This is a genomic window from Streptomyces hirsutus (assembly GCF_001418415.1).
In the GTDB taxonomy this organism is placed as follows: Bacteria; Actinomycetota; Actinomycetes; order Streptomycetales; family Streptomycetaceae; genus Streptomyces; species Streptomyces hirsutus.
The window spans coordinates 1-18,540 of record NZ_LIQT01000067.1 but is presented as its reverse complement, the minus strand read 5'-3'; the positions used below and the strand labels follow the sequence as shown (position 1 = coordinate 18,540).

General features: G+C 68.8%; 14 protein-coding genes. 10 read left to right on the top strand and 4 right to left on the bottom strand.

The annotated features are described in order from the left end of the window. The first annotated feature begins 374 nt into the window (after positions 1-374). The 5 genes from AOK11_RS05985 to AOK11_RS05965 all read left to right on the top strand — a co-directional run bounded on the left by AOK11_RS05985 (position 375) and on the right by AOK11_RS05965 (position 6,871). Positions 375-1,727 (top strand): MFS transporter, encoded by a 1,353-nt coding sequence (locus tag AOK11_RS05985; protein WP_079034664.1) that lies wholly within the window; start codon positions 375-377, stop codon positions 1,725-1,727. A 265-nt stretch (positions 1,728-1,992) separates the two neighbouring features. Further along, complete coding sequence (locus tag AOK11_RS05980; RefSeq protein ID WP_063793431.1) at positions 1,993-3,138, top strand: CaiB/BaiF CoA transferase family protein; 1,146 nt, start codon at positions 1,993-1,995, stop codon at positions 3,136-3,138. Then, positions 3,135-3,911 (top strand): citryl-CoA lyase, encoded by a 777-nt coding sequence (locus AOK11_RS05975; protein WP_055592578.1) that lies wholly within the window; start codon positions 3,135-3,137, stop codon positions 3,909-3,911. Before AOK11_RS05980 ends, AOK11_RS05975 begins: the two co-directional genes overlap by 4 nt. Then, the gene (locus tag AOK11_RS05970) at positions 3,904-5,520 is read left to right on the top strand and encodes a class I adenylate-forming enzyme family protein (RefSeq protein WP_055592577.1); all 1,617 of its coding nucleotides are present in this window, start codon (positions 3,904-3,906) and stop codon (positions 5,518-5,520) included. The genes AOK11_RS05975 and AOK11_RS05970 overlap by 8 nt, the downstream gene beginning before the upstream one ends. Positions 5,521-5,590: 70 nt before the next feature. Next, positions 5,591-6,871 carry an acyl-CoA dehydrogenase family protein gene (locus AOK11_RS05965; RefSeq protein WP_240497236.1) on the top strand — a complete coding sequence of 427 codons (1,281 nt, stop codon included), beginning with the start codon at positions 5,591-5,593 and terminating at the stop codon, positions 6,869-6,871. A gap of 56 nt (positions 6,872-6,927) precedes the next feature. Here AOK11_RS05965 and AOK11_RS05960 read toward each other — a convergent pair whose 3' ends face one another. From AOK11_RS05960 to AOK11_RS05950, 3 genes are all read right to left on the bottom strand, one after another. Further along, on the bottom strand, positions 6,928-7,431 hold the full coding sequence (locus AOK11_RS05960; protein WP_055592576.1) for a MarR family winged helix-turn-helix transcriptional regulator: 504 nt from the start codon (positions 7,429-7,431) through the stop codon (positions 6,928-6,930). 332 nt (positions 7,432-7,763) lie between these two features. Further along, positions 7,764-9,224, bottom strand: a complete 1,461-nt coding sequence (locus AOK11_RS05955) for an MmgE/PrpD family protein (RefSeq protein ID WP_055592575.1) — start codon at positions 9,222-9,224, stop codon at positions 7,764-7,766. A 16-nt stretch (positions 9,225-9,240) separates the two neighbouring features. After that, positions 9,241-10,572 carry an MFS transporter gene (locus tag AOK11_RS05950; RefSeq protein WP_055592574.1) on the bottom strand — a complete coding sequence of 444 codons (1,332 nt, stop codon included), beginning with the start codon at positions 10,570-10,572 and terminating at the stop codon, positions 9,241-9,243. Between the two features lie 166 nt (positions 10,573-10,738). Here AOK11_RS05950 and AOK11_RS05945 point away from each other — a divergent pair, with 166 nt between their 5' ends. The 5 genes from AOK11_RS05945 (at position 10,739) to AOK11_RS05925 (ending at position 17,459) form a co-directional block, all read left to right on the top strand. Beyond that, positions 10,739-11,512: an IclR family transcriptional regulator gene (locus AOK11_RS05945; protein ID WP_055592573.1), complete on the top strand. Its 774-nt coding sequence runs from the start codon at positions 10,739-10,741 to the stop codon at positions 11,510-11,512. Then, positions 11,509-12,714, top strand: a complete 1,206-nt coding sequence (locus AOK11_RS05940) for a CaiB/BaiF CoA transferase family protein (RefSeq protein ID WP_055592572.1) — start codon at positions 11,509-11,511, stop codon at positions 12,712-12,714. The genes AOK11_RS05945 and AOK11_RS05940 overlap by 4 nt, the downstream gene beginning before the upstream one ends. After that, positions 12,711-13,667: a citryl-CoA lyase gene (locus tag AOK11_RS05935; protein WP_079034663.1), complete on the top strand. Its 957-nt coding sequence runs from the start codon at positions 12,711-12,713 to the stop codon at positions 13,665-13,667. Before AOK11_RS05940 ends, AOK11_RS05935 begins: the two co-directional genes overlap by 4 nt. Before the next feature lie 31 nt (positions 13,668-13,698). Further along, entirely contained in the window at positions 13,699-16,287 is a 2,589-nt protein-coding gene (gene acnA / locus AOK11_RS05930) for an aconitate hydratase (protein ID WP_055592571.1), read from the top strand. A gap of 194 nt (positions 16,288-16,481) precedes the next feature. Beyond that, a complete protein-coding gene (locus AOK11_RS05925) occupies positions 16,482-17,459 on the top strand; it encodes a BRO-N domain-containing protein (protein WP_055592570.1) in 978 nt (325 codons plus the stop codon). A gap of 77 nt (positions 17,460-17,536) precedes the next feature. Here AOK11_RS05925 and AOK11_RS05920 read toward each other — a convergent pair. Next, a partial coding sequence (locus tag AOK11_RS05920; protein WP_055592569.1) for a dihydrolipoamide acetyltransferase family protein occupies positions 17,537-18,540 on the bottom strand: 1,004 nt, incomplete at its 5' end.

The following is an 18,540-nucleotide window of genomic DNA, read 5'->3' as shown; positions in this document are numbered from 1 at the left end:
TGTTTCGTCAACAGGTGGCCGAGTCTGTCCCGGCGCTTGATGATTTGTCAACGGATCTCGGCGGTCGAGGCGGCCGCAAGGCTTGACCAGCGCACGGTCGCGCCGGCCAGGGGGTCACCGAGGCCCGCCGACCGGCTGCGGACGAAGCCCGCGGAGACTCCGACGCACCCCGATCGCAGACAGGTGGCCTTTTCCCGCAGTTGTCAAATTGACCCTTGACAAGTCAAGAGAGGGGGGAGAGCGTGTGCCCTTGATCACTCAACACCTTGCTGAGCCGCACTGTCCCGTGTCCGGAACGAGCCCTCTCGTGTCGCGGCTCATCGTCGGTTCGGGGGCGGCACTTCCGTAGCGGTATCCAGTCGAGAGAGGACGTCATGGAAGCGAATCAGACTGCTGAGCCCGAAGCGTCGGTCGCCCTGGCGACCGGCCCCGCTCCAGGGGGCGAGGAGAAGCAACGCCGCCGGGTCGCCTACGCCACGCTGGTGGGCACCACCATCGAGTGGTACGACTTCCTGGTCTACGCGCAGGTCGCGGCCCTGCTCTTCGGTGACCTCTTCTTCAGCGGGCTCGGCCAGTGGAGCCAGCTCACCGCCCTGGCGACCGCCGGGGTGAGCTTCTTCTTCCGGCCGCTCGGCGCCCTCGTCTCGGGCTATCTGGGCGACCGGTTCGGCCGTCGCATCGTCCTGGTGCTGACGCTCGGGCTGATGGGCGTGTCGACCACGCTGGTCGGCCTGCTGCCGACGACCGCGGCCATCGGAATCGCGGCCCCGATCCTGCTCATCCTCCTGCGCTGCCTCCAGGGGCTCTCCGCCGGTGGCGAGTGGGGCGGCGCGGCCATGCTCGCCGTGGAACACGCCAGAACCGGTCACCGCGGGCGGATGGGATCCTTCCCGCAGATGGGCGTACCGCTCGGGATGATGCTCGCCATCACCGTGATGGGCGCCTTCAACGCCCTGCTCGGCAAGGAGGCCTTCGACGCGTGGGGCTGGCGCCTGCCGTTCCTCTTCTCCGTCGTGCTGGTCGTGGTGGGGCAGTACGTGCGGTCCCAGGTCGCCGAGTCGCCGGTCTTCACCGAACTCGAGGAGTCGAAGGCCAAGGCGAAGACGCCCCTGCGTGAGCTGCTGAGCACCCACGGCACCAAGGTGCTGAAGGCCGCCGCCACGATGGTGGGCAACATCGCCGCCGGCTACATGATCGTCGGCGGCTTCGCGCTGGCCTACGTGACCAGCGCCCATGACCTTCCTCGCACTCAGGTGCTGATGTGGCTCTTCGCGGCCAGCGCCGTGTGGATCGCGTTCACCTACGTCGGCGCGCGGTGGAGTGACCTCTCCGGCCGCCCGGTCGTCTACAAGTTCGGCTACTCGATGCTGTTCGTGCTGCTCCTCCCGCAGTTCTGGCTGCTCAGTCAGGGCACCGGGCTGGGCGTCGGCGTGGCCCTGCTGACCCTGGCGGTGCCGCTGGGCCTGACCTACGGCCCCCAGTCGGCGCTCTTCGCGGAGATGTTCCCGGCCCGGATCAGGCTCTCCGGGGTGTCGCTCGCCTACGCGGTCGGTGCCGTCCTCGGTGGAGCGTTCGCGCCGATGATCGCCGAGGCGCTGACGCAGGGATTCGGCACGGTCATCGCGGTCGCGCCGTACTTGATGGGAATGGCGTTGATCAGTCTGGTGACGGCCTTCTTCCTCACCGACCGCTCCACAGAGCCGCAGGAGTCGATGGCCGAGCGCTGAGCCACAGCCACAGTCGCTGCCGCTGCCGCTGCCGCTGCCGCGAGCATCCGGGGTGCTTCTCCGCGTCGGAATTCCGTGCCGGAATCCGAGCGGTCGACGGAGCACCCCGGATTGCTGTTGACAACACAACAAGATGACCTGAGGATGTTGTTGACACCACAACAACTTGATTGGTCCGCGCCGGGTTCTCCAGTGCCCGGGCCCAAGCCGCTAGGAGAAAGCTGTGGGAGTTCGGGAAAACGAGGGAGCGGGTAAGCCGCTCGGAATGCTTCCGGGCTTGAAGGTCGTCGAGATGGGCCAGAACCTGGCCGCCCCGTACGCCTCGTTGATTCTCGGTGACCTCGGTGCCGAGGTCATCAAGGTCGAGAAGCCCGGGGGAGACGACGCGCGTGGCTGGGGCCCGCCGTTCGTGGGCGAGAGTTCGGTCAGTTTCCACATGATGAACCGGAACAAGCGGTCCGTCGTGCTGTCGCTGGACGACGAGGCCGACTACAAGGTCTTCCTCGACCTCATCCGCGACGCCGACGTCTTCATCCACAACCTGCGCCCGGGCGTCGAGAACAAGCTCAGGGCCGACGCCGAGACGCTCAGGGCCGTGAACCCCCGGCTGATCTACTGCTCGATGTCGGCGTTCGGTCACACCGGTCCGATGGCGAACCGCCCCGGCTACGAGCCGCTGCTGCAGGCGTTCTCCGGTCTGATCGCCATCAACGGGGACCCGAGCGGCCCTCCCTCCCGGGTGGGCCCGTCGGTCGTCGACCTCGGAACGGGCATGTGGACCGTGATCGGCGTTCTCGCCGCGATCCTGGAACGCCAGTCGACGGGGGTCGGCGGTGAGGTGAGGACCTCACTGCTGGAGACGGCCGTCAGCTGGGCGGGACGGCACATCGCGGACTACGGGGCGACCGGCACCATCCCGCCTCGGGTCGGTACCGGCCACAACTCGTTGACTCCCTATGGTGCGTTCGAGGCAGCGGACGGCCCGTTCATCATCGCCGCGGGCAACGACCGCCTGTTCGCCAAGCTGGCTGCGGCCCTGGAGAGGCCCGAGTGGGCGAGCGACCCCCGCTTCGCCACGAACGCCGCGCGCAACGAGAACAGGGCCACGCTGCTTCCGCTCATCTCCGAACTCGTCGGCCGCAGCACCGTCGCCGACTGGATCGCGTGTCTGGAGCGCGCCGGCGTGCCGTGCGCACCCATCCATTCGATCCCGCAGGTGCTGGAGCACCCTCAGACCCACGCCATGGACATCATCCTGGACAACGCCGACGACCGGCTCAAGCTCACCGGACTGCCACTGAGCATCAACGGCGTGCGAGCGGGCTTCGGCACCACGGCGCCCGCGCTCGACGAGTATCACGACGAGCTGGCCGACTCCGCGCCGGCACCGGAGTCAGGAACCGCACAGTGACCGGCAGCCGCACCCACATCGCGACCTCCGACGCGACCTCGATCACCGTCCGCGGGAAGGACCTGTGCGAGGACCTCATCGGCCGGCACAGCTTCACGGACATGATCTACTTCCTGTCCGTCGGCCGGATGCCCACGCCGCCCGAGGCACGGGTTCTCGACGCCTGCCTGGTCACGCTCATGGAGCACGGATGGACCCCGACGTCGATCATCACCAGGCTGGCGGCCGACAGTGTGCCCGACGACGTGCAGGTGGCGATCGCCGCAGGGCTGCTGTCGGTCGGGCCGGTGTTCGCCGGGACCATGGAGGGCTGCGCCGAGCTGCTGGTGGAGGGTGTCGAGAGCGGCGAGGACCCGGACACCTACTGCAAGCGCGTGGCAGAGGAGTACGTAAGCGCCAAGCGGCCTGTTCCGGGATTCGGGCACCGTTTGCACAAGCCGGACGACCCGCGCGCGGTCACCCTCCTCGAGGTGGCCGAGAAGAACGGGATCACCGGCCGCTACGTCGACCTGCTGCGGCGGCTGAGCCGCGAGGTGGACGCGGCCCGGGGTGGCCGTCACCTCACCATCAACGCCACCGGTGCCATCGCCGCGCTGTTCCTGGAGATCGGGATCCCGCTGAAGGCCGGTCGCGGACTCGCCGTGGTGTCCCGGGCCGGCGGACTGCTCGGCCATGTGGTGGAGGAGTTCGCCCAGCCCTCCGCCCGCACCATCTGGCAGCTCACCAGGGAGGGCATCCCGTACTCGGATCCCCAGGAGACTTCGCATGACTGATGAGTGGGGCGATCGGTACACCTCGGCCGAGGTGCTCGCTCTCTACCGGGAGCACGGTGACACCCTGATCGACCTCGTGGCCAGTCGGGCCGCGGCGGATCCGGACCGTCCGATGCTGGTGTGCGGCGAGCGTTCATGGACCTGGGCCCAGGCCGCCGACGCGGCGGGACGGCTGGCCGGTCACCTCCGGCACAGGGGGGTGAAGGCCGGGGACCGTGTGCTCGTCATGGGCCGCAACAGCGACTGGCATGTACTCGCCTTGCTGGCCACCGCCGGGCTGGGTGCGGTGTTCGTGCCCGTCAACCCCGACTTCAAGGGGGAGGAAGCGGCCTACGTGCTCCGTCAGTCGGGTGCCCGGGCGATCCTCTGCGACCAGGCCGCCGAACCGGTCGCCGAGGCCGCGCGCGACGACGTCGACAGCTCCGCCTGGATCCAGCGGCTCGACGGCGAGCTCCTCGACGCCGAGCCGATCGAGCTGAACGGCGGTGACCGGCGGGCTCCGTGCGTCATGATCTACACCTCGGGGACCACCGGTTTCCCGAAGGGCGTCCTGCACAGCCAGCAGAGCGTGATCGCCGCGGGAGAGAGCTTCGTGGAGCGGGTTCGCCTGCAGCCGCACGACCGGGTGCTCACCATCCTTCCGCTGTTCCACGTCAACGGCCTGCTCTATTCGGTGGCCGGAGCGCTCGCCGCCGGTGCCACCCTGCTGGTGGAGCCGCGTTTCTCCGCCTCCGGCTTCTGGCCCACGGTCAAGCGGCTCGGTGCGACGCAGGTCAACATGATCGAGGCGATCAGCGCGATCCTGCTCAACCGGCCCGGCGACGAGTACGTGCCCGACCACGGTCTGCGCAAGATCTACGGGATCCGGCAGGCGAGCACGCGAGCGTTCCGGGAGCGGTTCGAGGTACCTCACCTGGTGGGCGGGTACGGCATGACCGAGATCCCCGGCATCCTGAGCACGCCGTACGACGCGGAGGCCAGGCCGGGCAGCATGGGCCGGCTCTGCCGGCACCCTGATCCCGCACGGCCGTGGGCGCAGTGCCGCATCGTGGACGAAGCCGGTGCGGACGTTCCCGACGGCGAGACCGGGGAGCTCTGGGTACGGACGCCCCTCGTGATGCTGGGGTACTTCCGCGAACCCGGGCAGACCGCCGACGCCTTCGAAGGCGACTGGTTCAGGACCGGCGATCTGGTGCGGCGGGACCAGGACGGCTGGTACTACTTCGTCGCGCGGAAGAAGGACATCATCCGCCGGCGGGGCGAGAACATCTCCGGAGCCGAGCTCGACAGAGTGGTCGCCGAACACCCGGAGGTGGTGCTGGCAGCCGCGGTCGGAGTGCCGTCCGAGATGGGCGACGAGGACATCCTGCTGGTCGCCACGCCCCGTGCGGACTCCCTCCTGACCGAACAGGAGGTCGCCGACTTCTGCAGCACTCGGCTGGCCCGGATCAAGCGGCCCCGCTACGTCCTCCTCACCCAGGACATGCCGCTCACACCGACCGGGAAGGTCGCCAAACACCTCCTGAGGGCGGACGCCACTCTGCGCGACCGGGCCCGCGAGGTCGACGTCTCCGTCGATCAGCAGCCGGCCCGGCCCGAGCCCAGGTGAACCCCTCCCAGGTCCCCTCAGGGGACCTGCCACAGCAGCGGCCTTGCACGACCGCGGAAAGGAACGCCCCATGACCGAGCTCCTCGCGCTGCACCCCGACCGGTTGACCGGTGACGTCGAACCGACCGGAGACATCCACGCGTTCCTTCTGGGCGACTTCAGCACCTCGCCGATGGTGCAGCGTGCCCGGGACCTGGTCCCGGTCCTCAAGGAGCGAGCGGCGCGGCAGTCCCAGCAGGACCGGCTGCTGCCCGAGACGATCGCGGACATGCAGCGGGCCGGCTTCTTCCAGATGCTGCAGCCCCGTGCCCACGGCGGGTACGAGCTCACTCCCATCGAGTCCTTCGAAGTGACCTCCATCCTCGCCGAGGGCGACCCCTCGGTGGGATGGGTCCTGGGCGTGGTCGGCATTCACCACTTCCACCTGGGTTTCTTCGACGGCCGCGCACAGTCCGACGTCTGGTCCTCGGACACGACCACACTGATCAGCTCGCCGTACGCACCCCAGACGGCCAGGCGGGTGGACGGCGGATACCGCCTGTCCGGACGGTGGTCCTTCTCCTCCGGCAGCGACTACTGCGACTGGGCACTGCTCGGGGCCAACATCGAGGGGGAACCGACCCCCGGGCCGGGGCCGGTCGGCAGCCACGTGCTGCTGCTGCCGCGCGAGGACTACGAGATCGTCCACAACTGGGACGTGTCCGGTCTGCGGGCCACCGGCAGCAACGACATCGTGGTCGAGGACGCGTTCGTCCCTGACCACCGGAGCCTGACCTGGACCGAGGTGCACCAGAGAACCGCACCGGGCCTGGCGCTCAACACGGGGCTGCTGTTCAAGCTCCCGTTCTTCCAGGTCTTCTCACGGGCCACCCAGGCACCGACGGCGCTCGGCGCCCTGCAGGGCATGGCGGACGCCCTGGTGGAGTTCCACAGGGGCAAGCGCCGGCCCAGGATCGACCCGGCCACCACCCTCGCGCTGGCCGAGGCCTACTCCTTCGTTTCGGAGGCGAAGGGGCGCCTGTACGCCAACTACGCCGCGATGCTCTCCGAGGCCGGCGGAGGCGCCGAGGTCGGCGATGAGCGGCTGGAGGAGTTCCGCTTCCAGTCCGCGCACATCCCCGCACGCGCGGCCCGTTACGGCACCGAGCTGTACCGCGTCGCGGGCGGTACCGGCATCTACAACGCACAGCCGTTCGGGCGTTATCTGACGGACCTCATGGCGACGCAGACCCATGCGATCAACAACTACCAGGCCCGGGCGATGGACTGGATCGGCCCGCTCCTCGACACCACGGGGGCCGTCGTGTCGACACCGCTCGGCGTGGTCAAGGATCAGCGACGTCCCGCCTGAGGCGGCGTTCCGGCCGGGGCCGGTGCCATTCCCGTGGCACCGGCCCCGGCTTTGCGTCACTCCGGGAGGTTCTCGGCGTTCTCGCCGAAGAGCCTGAGCATCTCGTTGAACTTCTCCACGTCCTGGGGAGTGAATCCGGCGAGCACCTGCTTGTGGCGTTCCAGAGCCGATCTGAGGATCCGGTCGTGGAGTTCGTACCCCGCAGGCGTGAGGTGCCACAGCCGGTTGCGCGGATTGTTGCCGAGGACCTTGGCCTCCGCCAGGCCGAGCTTGGCGAGCTTGCTCAGGGACCGGCTGACCGCGCCCTTGTCGTAGCCCACGGCAGGGCTGGCGGCGGTCACCGGGACGTCCGGTTCCTTGCAGAGCATCACCAGCATCCGCCACTCCATCGCGCTGATGCCGAACTCGTTCTGGTAATGCCGGGAGAAGCTCCGGTTGAAACGGTTGGCGGCCCACACCAGGAGGACCGTCGGGTTGTCGGCCAGGTTCAGCGTCTTGGACTTCTCCCCATCGCCCACCTCGACCTCCTCGACAAAGAACTCATCGAGCTCGTCGCTCATGGGGTGGCCTCCCGGAGTCTTGTCGATGCGAGACGGCTGTCTCACATCCGTGGCTGCGCGGTCTCTCCTGCTCGGGAAACAGTCTAGGCAGGCCATGCGGCCTGCCCCGCTTCCCCGTTGTGATGATCATGCCGCTCCTGAGTCGGCCGTGTGAAGGGCCCGGTCGTGACCGGCGTACCGGGTCTCCTGGCCGACGGTGCCGAGCATGCCCGGGGCGGTGGGCCGGCGGAGAGGATGCCGCCGGACCTCGCCGGCCCTGATCCGCCCCGTCACAGCCTGACACAACGACAAGAAGTCCGTGCGGAATCGATCCGCACGGACTTCTCCCTCGATCACGCCGCACGACTCCCACGAGTCGCCGGTGGCACCGCGCTCGAACTGATCAACGCGGACACGACATCACGGATGTCCTGGACCGCGGCAAGGTCCGAGGTCATTCTCTTCAGGTCCCGCACCTGTTCGGGCTGCAGGCCCCAGGGCGCGTAGCCCACGCAGTCGTCGAACCCTTGCGCGTGATCCTCAGGAGTGAGCGGGTTACCCGGATATCCCGGACCGATCTCGAGAGTTCTGACCCAATGGCCTCCGTCAGCGGTGCGCATCTCGAAACGCGACGCCGAATGACCGGTGAGTGCGGGGTCGAAGTGCACATGGATCCGCGAGATCATGGCGGACGCGTTCAGTTCGGCGACCTGTTCGGGTTCGAAGTGCTTGAGCAACGACGATCCCCGCTCCAGAGCGTTCGCAGCGCAGTACTGCGCACTGAACTGGGCATTGACCCGCAGGTTGGTGCCGGCCTTGAAGGGTTTACCGATGAGCTTGAAGGCGAAGTCGGGCAGGAAGACGTCCACCCGCTCGATCTCCCGCGTGTTCACCGGGCCGTCACTCAGCGCCAGGAGGGCCGACTCGGTGATTCCCTGGGTGAGCCCGCAGCTCGGGTACTTCTTGAAGAAGATTCCCTCCAGGTCGTAGTGACGGCCGATCCGGTCGGCGAACGACTCCGGGGAGCGCTCGCCTCGTGCGTACAGTCGCGCGTACCCGAACGGGCCGGAGATGAAGTGACGGGGCCCGGTCAGTCCGGCCTGGGCGAACTGCACGCTCTGAACAGCCGCGGCCGCGGTCCATCCCTGGATGAGCCGCACCGCCAGGGACGCGTCGACATTGCTCTGAAAACTCGCCGAACAACGGTTGAAGGAGAATGCCAGCGCGTGCAGCGTGTGCTCCGCGCCGAGACCGGCAGCCCGCGCCGCGGCAGCGGTGGCTCCCATCAGGCCGGCGACGCCCGTCGGGTCCAGCCCACCGTACTGCTCCTCGGTGAGGTTGAACCGCACACCTGCCTCGAGACCCACTGCCAGCGCGGCCAGGAGCTCGGCCCCGGTGCAGCCTCCACGCAGCTCTGCGGCGGCGAGCGCCGCGGGCACGACCGAGGACCCGAGGTGCAGTCCGGGCACCATGGTGTCGCAGTAGTCCAGCGCACGCGCCATGGAACCGTTGAGCAGCGCGGCGCTCTGGGCCGTCAGGTGGTCTCCGTGAACGAAGGACCTGGCCTCCGCCCGCCCCCCTTGGGTGACGACCAACTGCCGGAGTTCGGCGATCCCGTCCTGTGCGGCTCCCGCGACCGCGGTACCGCACACGGTCCTCAGGACCTGGTGGGCGACATCTAGCACCTCTGCGGGGATGTCGGCGGCCCGGGTGTGCGCCACGAAGCGGGCGATCCGCTCCTCGGGGCCCGCGGCGGAGTCGGACGGTGCGGCGTGACGGTTCTGGTCGACGTCCGCTGCCGTGGTGTTGCCCATGGGTTTCCCCTCTCCCTCAGAGGTGTGGAAGTGACTTGGAGGCGGTCCGTCCCACTGAGGCGACGCTGAGCAGGCCGATCAGTGCGACCAGGATGATCCAGCCCGCGGGGCTGGTGTCGTACCCGGTGCTCTGCACGAGGCTCTGGGCGATGAACGGCGCGGTTCCGCCGGCGATGATCGCCCCGAGGTTGTATCCCAGCGCGATGCCGGTGAAGCGGACTTTCGTCGGGAAGAGTTCGGCGACCAGCGCCCAGGTGGGCACCTGTACCCATCCACTGAAGAACATGAAGACGAAGTAGACGAGGCCGATCGCCAGCAGGCTGCTCGTGTGGGACAGGACGAGGAACGCGGGCCAGGCGATCACCATGAACGCGAGGTATGCGGTGACCAGGATGGGCTTCCGGTCGAACCTGTCCGAGAGCAGGCCGGGCAACGGGTAGGTCATGGCCGCGAGCGCGATGCCCGCGGCAGCGGTCCAGGACACCGCGGTGGGCGAGACGTTGCCCTTCAGCTCCAGGAAGATCCCGAAGTAGGTGAGCCCGATGTAGACGGTTCCGTTCAGGGCGATCGAGAGACCGAGCACGCGCAGGACCGAAACCGGGTGGTCCCGGATCACCGACATGAGCGGGCGCTTCTCCACGGCCGCTCCGTCGCGACGCTCCTCGAGTTCCTTGAACTTCGGGCTGTCCTCGATGCGCAGCCGCGCCCACAGGGCCAGGACGGCGAAGACGGCCGACAGCAGGAACGGAACCCGCCAGCCCCAGGACACCATCTGCTCGGGGCTGAAACCGAGGCGGACCGCTCCCACCACGGCCGCGGCCACGGCGAAGCCCAGGGTCGCCCCGATCGCGGTCGAGCTGCCGTACAGGCCACGGCGGCCGGGAGGCGCGAGTTCGGCGACATAGGTGGCGGCGCCGCCGATCTCGCCACCGGCGGCGAATCCCTGCACCAGACGGACCAGCACGATCGCGACCGTCGCCGCGATACCCATGTCGGCGTGCGTGGGCAGCAAGCCCATCGCGACGCAGGCAGCGGACATGATCAGGACGGTCGCCACGAGCGAGAAGCGCCGGCCCCGCTTGTCACCGAGGATGCCGAAGAACCATCCGCCGACCGGCCGCACCACGTAGGACGAGGCGAACAGGGCCAGCGCCGCCAACGTCGCCGTGGCCGGGTCCTGCTGGGGGAAGAACAGTGGTGCCAAGGTCAGCGCGAGGAAGCCGTACACGCTGAAGTCGTAGTACTCGATCACCGTGCCGACACCGCCGGCGACGGCGGCTCGCCTCGCCATGCTCGGATCGCCGGCTTCGGTTCTGCGCTGTTCCTCGAGGTTCGAGGTGATGGTCATGGGTTCTCCTCGCCAGTCTGCGCTGACCACTAGATGGTTCGCTTCAATCACCTGACGGTTCTGTGGCGCGTGTCACGGATGGAATCATGCGGAACTCGCCACGTCAATGCATGTTCAATCCATCAGCTGGTTTACGTGAACCACCTAGTGGACCTATGCTGGCGGCATGACATTGCCCTCAGCGGCCGCCGCAGCCGACGGCGGCGTGCGTAGCGTGACGCGTGCCTTCGACCTTCTGAGAGCGTTCGACGGCGAGCACAGGGTCCGCTCACTGCGTGAACTCATCGAGTTCACCGGCCTGCCCAAGTCGACGGTCGTCCGCCTGCTCAGCACACTCAGCAATCCGGGGATCATCACCAGCCCCAGCGAATCGACCTACAGCATCGGTCCCGCGTTCCTGCGGTGGGTCAAGCTGGCCGAGGCGATGTGGGAGGTGGGCGCCGAGGCCCGGCAGGTGATGACGGCCCTGCGCGACGAGTGCGGCGAGACGGTGAACATCTACATTCGCCAGGATCTGCACCGCATCTGCGTGGCCCAGGTCGAGGGCACCACGACCGTACGAAGCGTGGTGCGAGTCGGTGAGCCGTACCCCATGACCGGGGGCGCCGCGGCCAGAGTGCTTCTCGGTGGCTGCCCGGACACCGTGCTGGACGCCCTGTCCGAACAGGACGCACGCGTCGACGCGAAGGACCTGCGCACCGGGGCCGCGAGCACCCGTGAGGCCGGCTTCGCCATCACGCACGGCGATCGCGAACTGGGTGCCTCCGCGGTGGCGGCTCCGATCACGGCCGCCGACGGTCGTCTTCTCGCCGCGCTCTCCATGAGCGGCCCCACCTCTCGGTTCACCGCTGACCGAGTCACCCAGTACGTCGACGCCGTAACCAAAGCAGCCCGGCAGATCAGCGCTGTCGGGCTCGGCACCGTGGAGGCCTTCCTGTGACCGCAGACCTGCTCGAGGGCGTTCGAGTCCTGGACATGACCAATGTGCTCGCCGGACCGTTCGCCGGTTATCAACTCGCCCTGCTCGGCGCCGATGTGATCAAGGTGGAGACACCCGGGAGCGGTGACCTGGCACGCCAGCTCGGCGCCGATCCCGAACTGAGCGCTGCCCGGATGGGCGTCTCCTTCCTCGCCCAGAACTCCGGGAAACGATCGGTGACGGTCAACCTCAAGACCGACGGCGGCAAGAAGGTGTTCGAACAGCTGCTGGCCGATGCCGACGTGCTCCTGGAGAACTTCCGCCCAGGGGTTCTCGAGCGTCTCGGCTTCGGCTGGCAGCGACTACGGGAACTGAACCCCCGTCTGATCTACTGCGCCGTCTCCGGATTCGGCGCCACCGGGCCGATGCGCGGTCGCCCGGCGTACGACCAGGTGATCCAGGGCCTCTCCGGCATCATGAGCGTGACCGGTGACACCCGGTCCGCGCCTTTGCGCGTCGGTTACCCGGTCTGCGACAGCTTCGGCGGCCTCGCCGCCGCCATGGCCGTGTGCGCCGCCGTTGTCAGGCAGCGGCAGACGGGGCAGGGCGCCTGTCTCGACACCTCCATGCTGGACGCGGCCATCACCTCCATGGGCTGGGTCGTCTCCAACCACCTGGTGACCGGCCAGGAGCCCGTGCCCATGGGCAACGAGAACATGACCTCGGCGCCGTCGGGCAGTTTCGCCACCGCTGACGGCATGCTCAACATCGCGGCCAACAAGCAGGAACAGTTCGAGACACTGTGCACAGTCCTCCACCGCGAGGAACTCATCACCGATCCCCGCTTCGTCACCCGTGAGGACCGCAAGCTCAACCGCGAACTCCTGCGCGACGAGCTCGAGATCTCACTCAAGGAGAAGACCGCCGCCGAATGGGACGAGGTCCTGCTCGACACGGGTGTCCCGGCCGCTCCGGTGATGTCGGTCCCCGAAACGCTCACCTCGGCACAGGTCGAGCACCGGGAACTGGTCTCCGAGGTGCCGATGCCCGTCGCACCGGCCGGAACCGTCCAGGTCCTGGGACTGCCGACCCATGTCGACGGTCAGGCGGTGAAACCCTCCTCGCCACCCCCCGCACTCGGCGAGCACACCGAGGAGATCTTGCGCGAGATCGGGTTCACCGCTGACCAGATCGAGGACTTCCGCAAGGAGGGAGCCATATGAGAACCCGAACGGACACCACCGACGGCGCAGGCGCGGGCCGGAACGAGCCCATGGACCGGACCTCGCCGGCACGCGCCGCGGCACTCGACGCCGTGACCACCCGCAAGGTGGCCGACTGGTGGACCACCGAGGTGTCGGACATCGAGCCCGGCGTCATCCGGTTCCGCGGATACCCGGTCCAGGACCTCATCCGCCGGGCAAGCTTCGTGGAGACCATCTGGACCATGGTCCGCGGCTCGATGCCGTCCCCCGCCCAGGCGGCCCTTCTGGAGAAGGCACTCGTGGCCGCGGTGGACCACGGACCACAGGCGCCCTCCATCGCGGCGGCCCGCATGGCTGCCACGTGCGGTGTGGGGTTGCACGGAGCGATGTCCACCGGTGTCGGACTGCTCGGGGACGTCCATGGGGGTGCCGGGCAGCAATGTGTCGAACTGCTGCAGCGACTGGTCGCCGCCAGTGGAGGCGGCGAGGCCGCTGACGGCGGCTCCTCCCCCGCCGCGGTCTCCCTGCAGGAGGCCGTTGCCGCCGAGGTCGCCGCCCACCGCGAACGCCGGGCCTACATCCCCGGGTTCGGCCACCGGTTCCACCCCCGCGACCCGCGCCGGGACCCACTCCTCGAGTTCGTCCAGGAAGCCGTCGACGCCGGGGTCGTCACCGGTCATCACCTCGCCGCGGCCCAGGAGTTGGAGGCCCAGCTGTCGGTCGGGCGGGAGCGCCCCGTCCCGATGAACATCGACGGCGCCACCGCCGTGATCTACGCCGAGCTCGGCTTCACCGCCGAACTCGCCCGTGGACTCTTCATCCTGTCGAGGTCCGTCGGCGTACTGGCCCACAGCTGGGAGGAGTCCCAGAGCGGCCGGCGCATCAAGGGCCCGATGCCTCCGCCGCTCCTCCCGACCTATGCCGGCCACGCGGAACGGGCATGGGCCGCCGAGACCGTGGACACGCCATGAGCACGCAGTTCACCGCGCCGGACGCGTTCGGGTGCCTCAGGGAGCTGCCGTCGAGGGCGCACCCGGGGGTCCCCTGCAGTACTACAGTCTGGCCGACGCCGAGGCCAACGGCGCCGGGCCCCTCAGTGACTTGCCCTGGTCGCTGAGGACGCTGGTGGAGGGCATCCTGCGCCACCAGAGGCATCCGCAGGTGCTCCCCGAGCATGTACATGCGATCACTCGACGTGACGCGTCCGCGGCGGTCCCGTTCTTCCCCGGCCGTGTCCTCCTGCAGGACGCGTCCGGCATTCCGGTCCTGGCCGACCTGATCACCCTGCTCGAGCGGGCAGCCGCCGACGGCCTGGACAGCTCGGCGCTCGAGCCGGTGCTTCCGCTCGATCTGGTCGTCGACCACGCCCTGGAAGTGGACGAGTACGCGAGCGGGGCCGCGGCGCCACGGAACATCGACCTGGAGTATGCGCGGCACCACGATCGCTACCGGTTCCTGCGGTGGGCCCAGGAACGGCTTCCCGGACTTCGGGTCGTGCCTCCCGGCGTGGGCATCTGCCATCAGCTGAACCTCGAGGTCCTCGCCCCGGTGGTGACCACCGAGGAGTCCGACGGCACGCGAATCGCCGCACTCGACGCACTGGTCGGAACCGACTCGCACACCACGATGATCAACGCGCTGGGAGTCACCGGGTGGGGGGTGGGAGGTATCGAGGCCACCGCCGCCGCGCTCGGTCAGGCCATCATGATCCGTGTGCCGCACGTCGTCGGTGTGGAGCTCACCGGACGGCTCGCCCCGGGTGTCTTCGCCTCCGACCTGGCCCTGACCTTGGCCGAACGACTGCGTGAGCTGAATGTCGTGGGGTCCATCGTGGAGTTCCACGGCCCGGGCCTGTCCTCCTTGTCGGTGCCCGATCGCGCGACGGTCGCCAACATGGCTCCTGAGTACGGCGCGACCATGGCGTGGTTCCCGGCCGACCGCCGCACCATCGCGTACCTGGCGACCACCGGTCGCCCCCCTGAGCAGGTCCATCTGACCGAGCAGTACTTGAAGGCACAGGGCCTGCTGCACAGTCCGGCCGCCCCGGTCCCGCGCTACGACACCGAGGTGACCGTCGCACTGGACTCGATCTCGACCACCCTCGCAGGCCCCGCGCGGCCACACGAAGCGCTCAGCCTGGCCGAGGTCCCCGCATCCCGGGGCACCGGCCGGCCTCAGGACGGCGACGTGGCCATCGCGGCGATCACCAGCTGCACCAACACCTCGAACCCTCGCTCCCTGGTCGCCGCAGGCCTCCTGGCGCGCAACGCGGTCGAGGCGGGTCTTCGACCGGCGGCGTGGACGAAAACCTCACTGACGCCGGGCTCCAGGTCGGCGGCCGACCTCTTGGCCTCGGCCGGTCTGCAGAAGTACCTCGACGACCTCGGCTTCCACGTCGCGGGATTCGGGTGCGGCACCTGTATGGGCAACTCCGGGCCCTTGAGCCCTGCCCTCGATGCGACGGCGCGGGCCAAGGACACCGCTCTGGCCGCGGTCCTCTCCGGGAACCGCAACTTCACCGGCCGTATCCACCCCGAGGTCGCGCACGCCTACCTCGCCTCGCCGGCCATGGTCGTGGCCTACGCATTGGCGGGCAATGTCCGGACGAACCTGGAAGTCGACCCCCTCGGTCATGCCGCAGACGGCTCACCGGTCACCCTTGCCGACCTCTGGCCGGACGAGAGTGAGATCGACGAGCTGCTGTCCGCCCATGAGGCCGCTTCGCTGGGCCGCGGAGCCCGCCGGGCCCTGACCACTGAGCGATGGCTGGCGCTCGACCATCCACGGGACGACACCTACCCGTGGGACGGCGAAGCCGGCAGCATCCGACGGCCCCCGTTCACTGACGCGGACCTGACCAGGCCGGCGGTCGACGGAGAGTTGCTCGGCGCCCGTCCGTTGCTGGTGCTCGGTGACGCGGTGACCACCGACCACATCTCGCCGGTCGCACGGATTCTGCGCGACTCCGCCGCGGGCCGATGGCTGATCGAGCGGGGAGTCGACGAGCGGGCTCTGGGCACCTTCAGCTCCCGCCGCCTCAACCACGACGTCATGGTCAGGGGCGGCTTCGCGAACCCGCGCCTGTCCAACCACCTGGCCCTCGAAGGGGAAGGCGGCTGGACCCGCACCGCGCCCGACGAGACGCCGGTGCCCGTCCACGTCGCGGCCGAGTACCACCGCCGTCGGGGCACCCCGCTCGTCGTCGTGGCGGGCGACATGTACGGAGCGGGCTCCGCACGCGACTGGGCGGCCAAGGTCACTCGGCTCCTCGGTGTGCGCGCGGTGCTGGCACGGAGCTTCGAACGCATCCACCGCACCAACCTGGTCGCCCTCGGCGTCCTGCCGGTCCAATGGGACGGCCCATCCCTCGAGCTGTTCGACGGAACCGAGGAGATCGACCTCCTCGGTATCGACGACCTCGCGTCCTCGACGAACGCCACCGTCCGGGTTCGTCGCGGCGACCACGTGCTGTGGAACGGCGCCGCCACGTGTCGCATCGACACCCCGTTGGAACTGGACTGGCTCCGGGCCGGCGGACTGTTCGGACACCTGCTGTCCACCCGGGCGGCCAGCAGGGGCGTCTCCAGGTAAGCGGCCCACGCACGCGGGGGCCCACCCCTTCCGGTGGGCCCCTTTCCCATGCCTCAACGCCGCCGTCCGCCATACACACTCCCACCAGCCAGTACAGCGGTTTCGATCATCTTCGCTCGCAGTCGTGAACCTCCGCGAACCGGCTGGCATATTCACTCCGCCCCGCTCTACGTTCCGCAGCGGAGGTGGTTCACATGAACGAACCCAGCAAACGACCGAAGCATGCCGAACGGCATGAGGCGATCGACGTCAACGACTTCGTGTACGCGGCGACCGGCGCCCGGGTGCGGAGGCTGACCATGCCGGACGGAAGCCACTGGTTCCCGGCGGTGGATGTCTGCAAGGAACTCGGACACACCAACTCTCGGCAGGCGCTCTCAGATCATCTTCCCGACGAGCACCGAGAGATTCTCGAGACCGTAAGTGGAGCTTACGGTCTCAGCATTCCCGCAGGTAGAGAGTGGCGTCGAGACCTGAATGTCATCTCTCTCCAAGGTCTCATTCTCCTCGTCAACGCCTGCACCAAGCCGGCTTGCGCCCCCTTCAAGCAGTGGGTCGCCGAAGTGATCGAGACCGTTCAGCGCGAGGGCTCCTACTCTCTCGACGAGGCCGAGGTGCAGTCACCCGAGCCAGGTGCCCCCATCGCCTACGCCATGCCGGAGCAGGTCGCCGAGGCCATCGTCCGGCTGGAGGCGCACAACCTTCAGCTGGATGAGGAGCTGGCCGACGGGCAGCGCGAATCGATCGCTTTGCAAAAGGAGACGCTGGCCATGCAGAGGGAGATGCTGGCCGCACAACAGGCCACCCTCGCCGTGCAACAGGCCATGGTCCGGGCGATGGAACGTATCGCGGACCGGTTCGACACCCTCGTCCTCGAACGCCGGACGCCCCATGGCCGCCTCACTGCGCTGCCCACCACCGAATCGGTGCTGGCCGACTGGCGGCAGCGGCTGTCCGTGACCGAGGACGTGTGGGCGGTGGCCGTGGTGATCGCCCCGGTGCTCGTCGAGAAGGGCGAGCTGCGCGAGCCGCTGGAGTCGATCGCCTCCCGTACGGGGATTTCCGTGCGCCGCGTCAACGAATGCCTCCGGCTGCTGCGCAAGCACGCCTGCATTCGCTCGCGGGGCGGAACTGAGGACGGGGCTCCGGTGTACGTGCTCCATCAGGTCTGAGCCCGGCACAGCAGGAGGGGCGTCGCAACTCCAACTTGCGGCGCCCCTCCCGTGCTGAACCTACCGGTTCGTGGTCGTCACGCCCAGCTGATCAACCGTTTCGGCTGTTCCAGGATCGCCGCTACGTCGGCCAGGAACCTGGAGCCCAGTTCACCGTCGATCAGACGGTGGTCGAAGCTCAGGGCCAGGGTGGTGACCTGACGGGGTTTCACCTTGCCCTTGTGGACCCACGGCTGGAGCTTGATCGCGCCGACCGCCAGGATCGCCGACTCGCCGGGGTTCAGGATCGGCGTGCCCGTGTCGACGCCGAAGACGCCGACGTTGGTGATGGTGACCGTGCCGGCCTGCATCGCGGACGGGGAGGTCTTGCCGTCCCTCGCCGTGGACACCAGTTCACCCAGGGACTCGGCCAGTTGCGGCAGCGTCTTGGCGTGGGCGTCCTTGATGTTCGGGACGATCAGGCCACGCGGGGTGGCCGCCGCGATGCCCAGGTTCACGTAGTGCTTGACCACGATCTCCTGAGCCGTCTCGTCCCAGGACGCGTTGACGCCCGGGTTGCGCCTGATCGCGACCAGCAGGGCCTTCGCGATCAGGAGGAGCGGGTTCACGCGCAGGCCCGCGAACTCCTTGTCCTGCTTGAGCTCCTCGACCAGCTTCATCGTGCGTGTCACGTCGACCGTCACGAACTCCGTGACGTGCGGCGCCGTGAACGCCGAACCGACCATCGCCGCCGCCGTCGCCTTGCGCACGCCCTTGACCGGGATGCGGGTCTCGCGCGCGGTGTCGTACGACGCCGGAGCCGGAGCCGGAGCCGGAGCCGGAGTGGAGACGGGAGCGGCGGAGGGGACTTCCGGGGCGGGCGCCCCGGGCTCCGGCGCCGTGGGTCCGGCCTCGGGCGCGGCCACCGCCGCGTGGACGTCCTCGCGGGTGACGATGCCGTCCGGGCCGGTCGGGGTGACCGTCGCCAGGTCGACGCCGAGGTCCTTCGCCAGCTTGCGCACCGGCGGCTTGGCCAGCGGGCGCTGAGCGCCGACCACCGGACCGGCGGCGGGTACCGGGGCGGCGGCGGGTACCGGGGCGG

Coding starts and splice junctions, on each gene's coding strand:
- AOK11_RS05935 (WP_079034663.1), top strand. CDS start 12,711: ATGAGAACCCGAACGGACACCACCGACGGCGCAGGCGCGGGCCGGAAC.
- AOK11_RS05925 (WP_055592570.1), top strand. CDS start 16,482: ATGAACGAACCCAGCAAACGACCGAAGCATGCCGAACGGCATGAGGCG.
- AOK11_RS05955 (WP_055592575.1), bottom strand. CDS start 9,224: ATGGGCAACACCACGGCAGCGGACGTCGACCAGAACCGTCACGCCGCA.
- AOK11_RS05980 (WP_063793431.1), top strand. CDS start 1,993: ATGCTTCCGGGCTTGAAGGTCGTCGAGATGGGCCAGAACCTGGCCGCC.
- AOK11_RS05985 (WP_079034664.1), top strand. CDS start 375: ATGGAAGCGAATCAGACTGCTGAGCCCGAAGCGTCGGTCGCCCTGGCG.
- AOK11_RS05960 (WP_055592576.1), bottom strand. CDS start 7,431: ATGAGCGACGAGCTCGATGAGTTCTTTGTCGAGGAGGTCGAGGTGGGC.
- AOK11_RS05950 (WP_055592574.1), bottom strand. CDS start 10,572: ATGACCATCACCTCGAACCTCGAGGAACAGCGCAGAACCGAAGCCGGC.
- AOK11_RS05970 (WP_055592577.1), top strand. CDS start 3,904: ATGACTGATGAGTGGGGCGATCGGTACACCTCGGCCGAGGTGCTCGCT.
- AOK11_RS05945 (WP_055592573.1), top strand. CDS start 10,739: ATGACATTGCCCTCAGCGGCCGCCGCAGCCGACGGCGGCGTGCGTAGC.
- AOK11_RS05965 (WP_240497236.1), top strand. CDS start 5,591: ATGACCGAGCTCCTCGCGCTGCACCCCGACCGGTTGACCGGTGACGTC.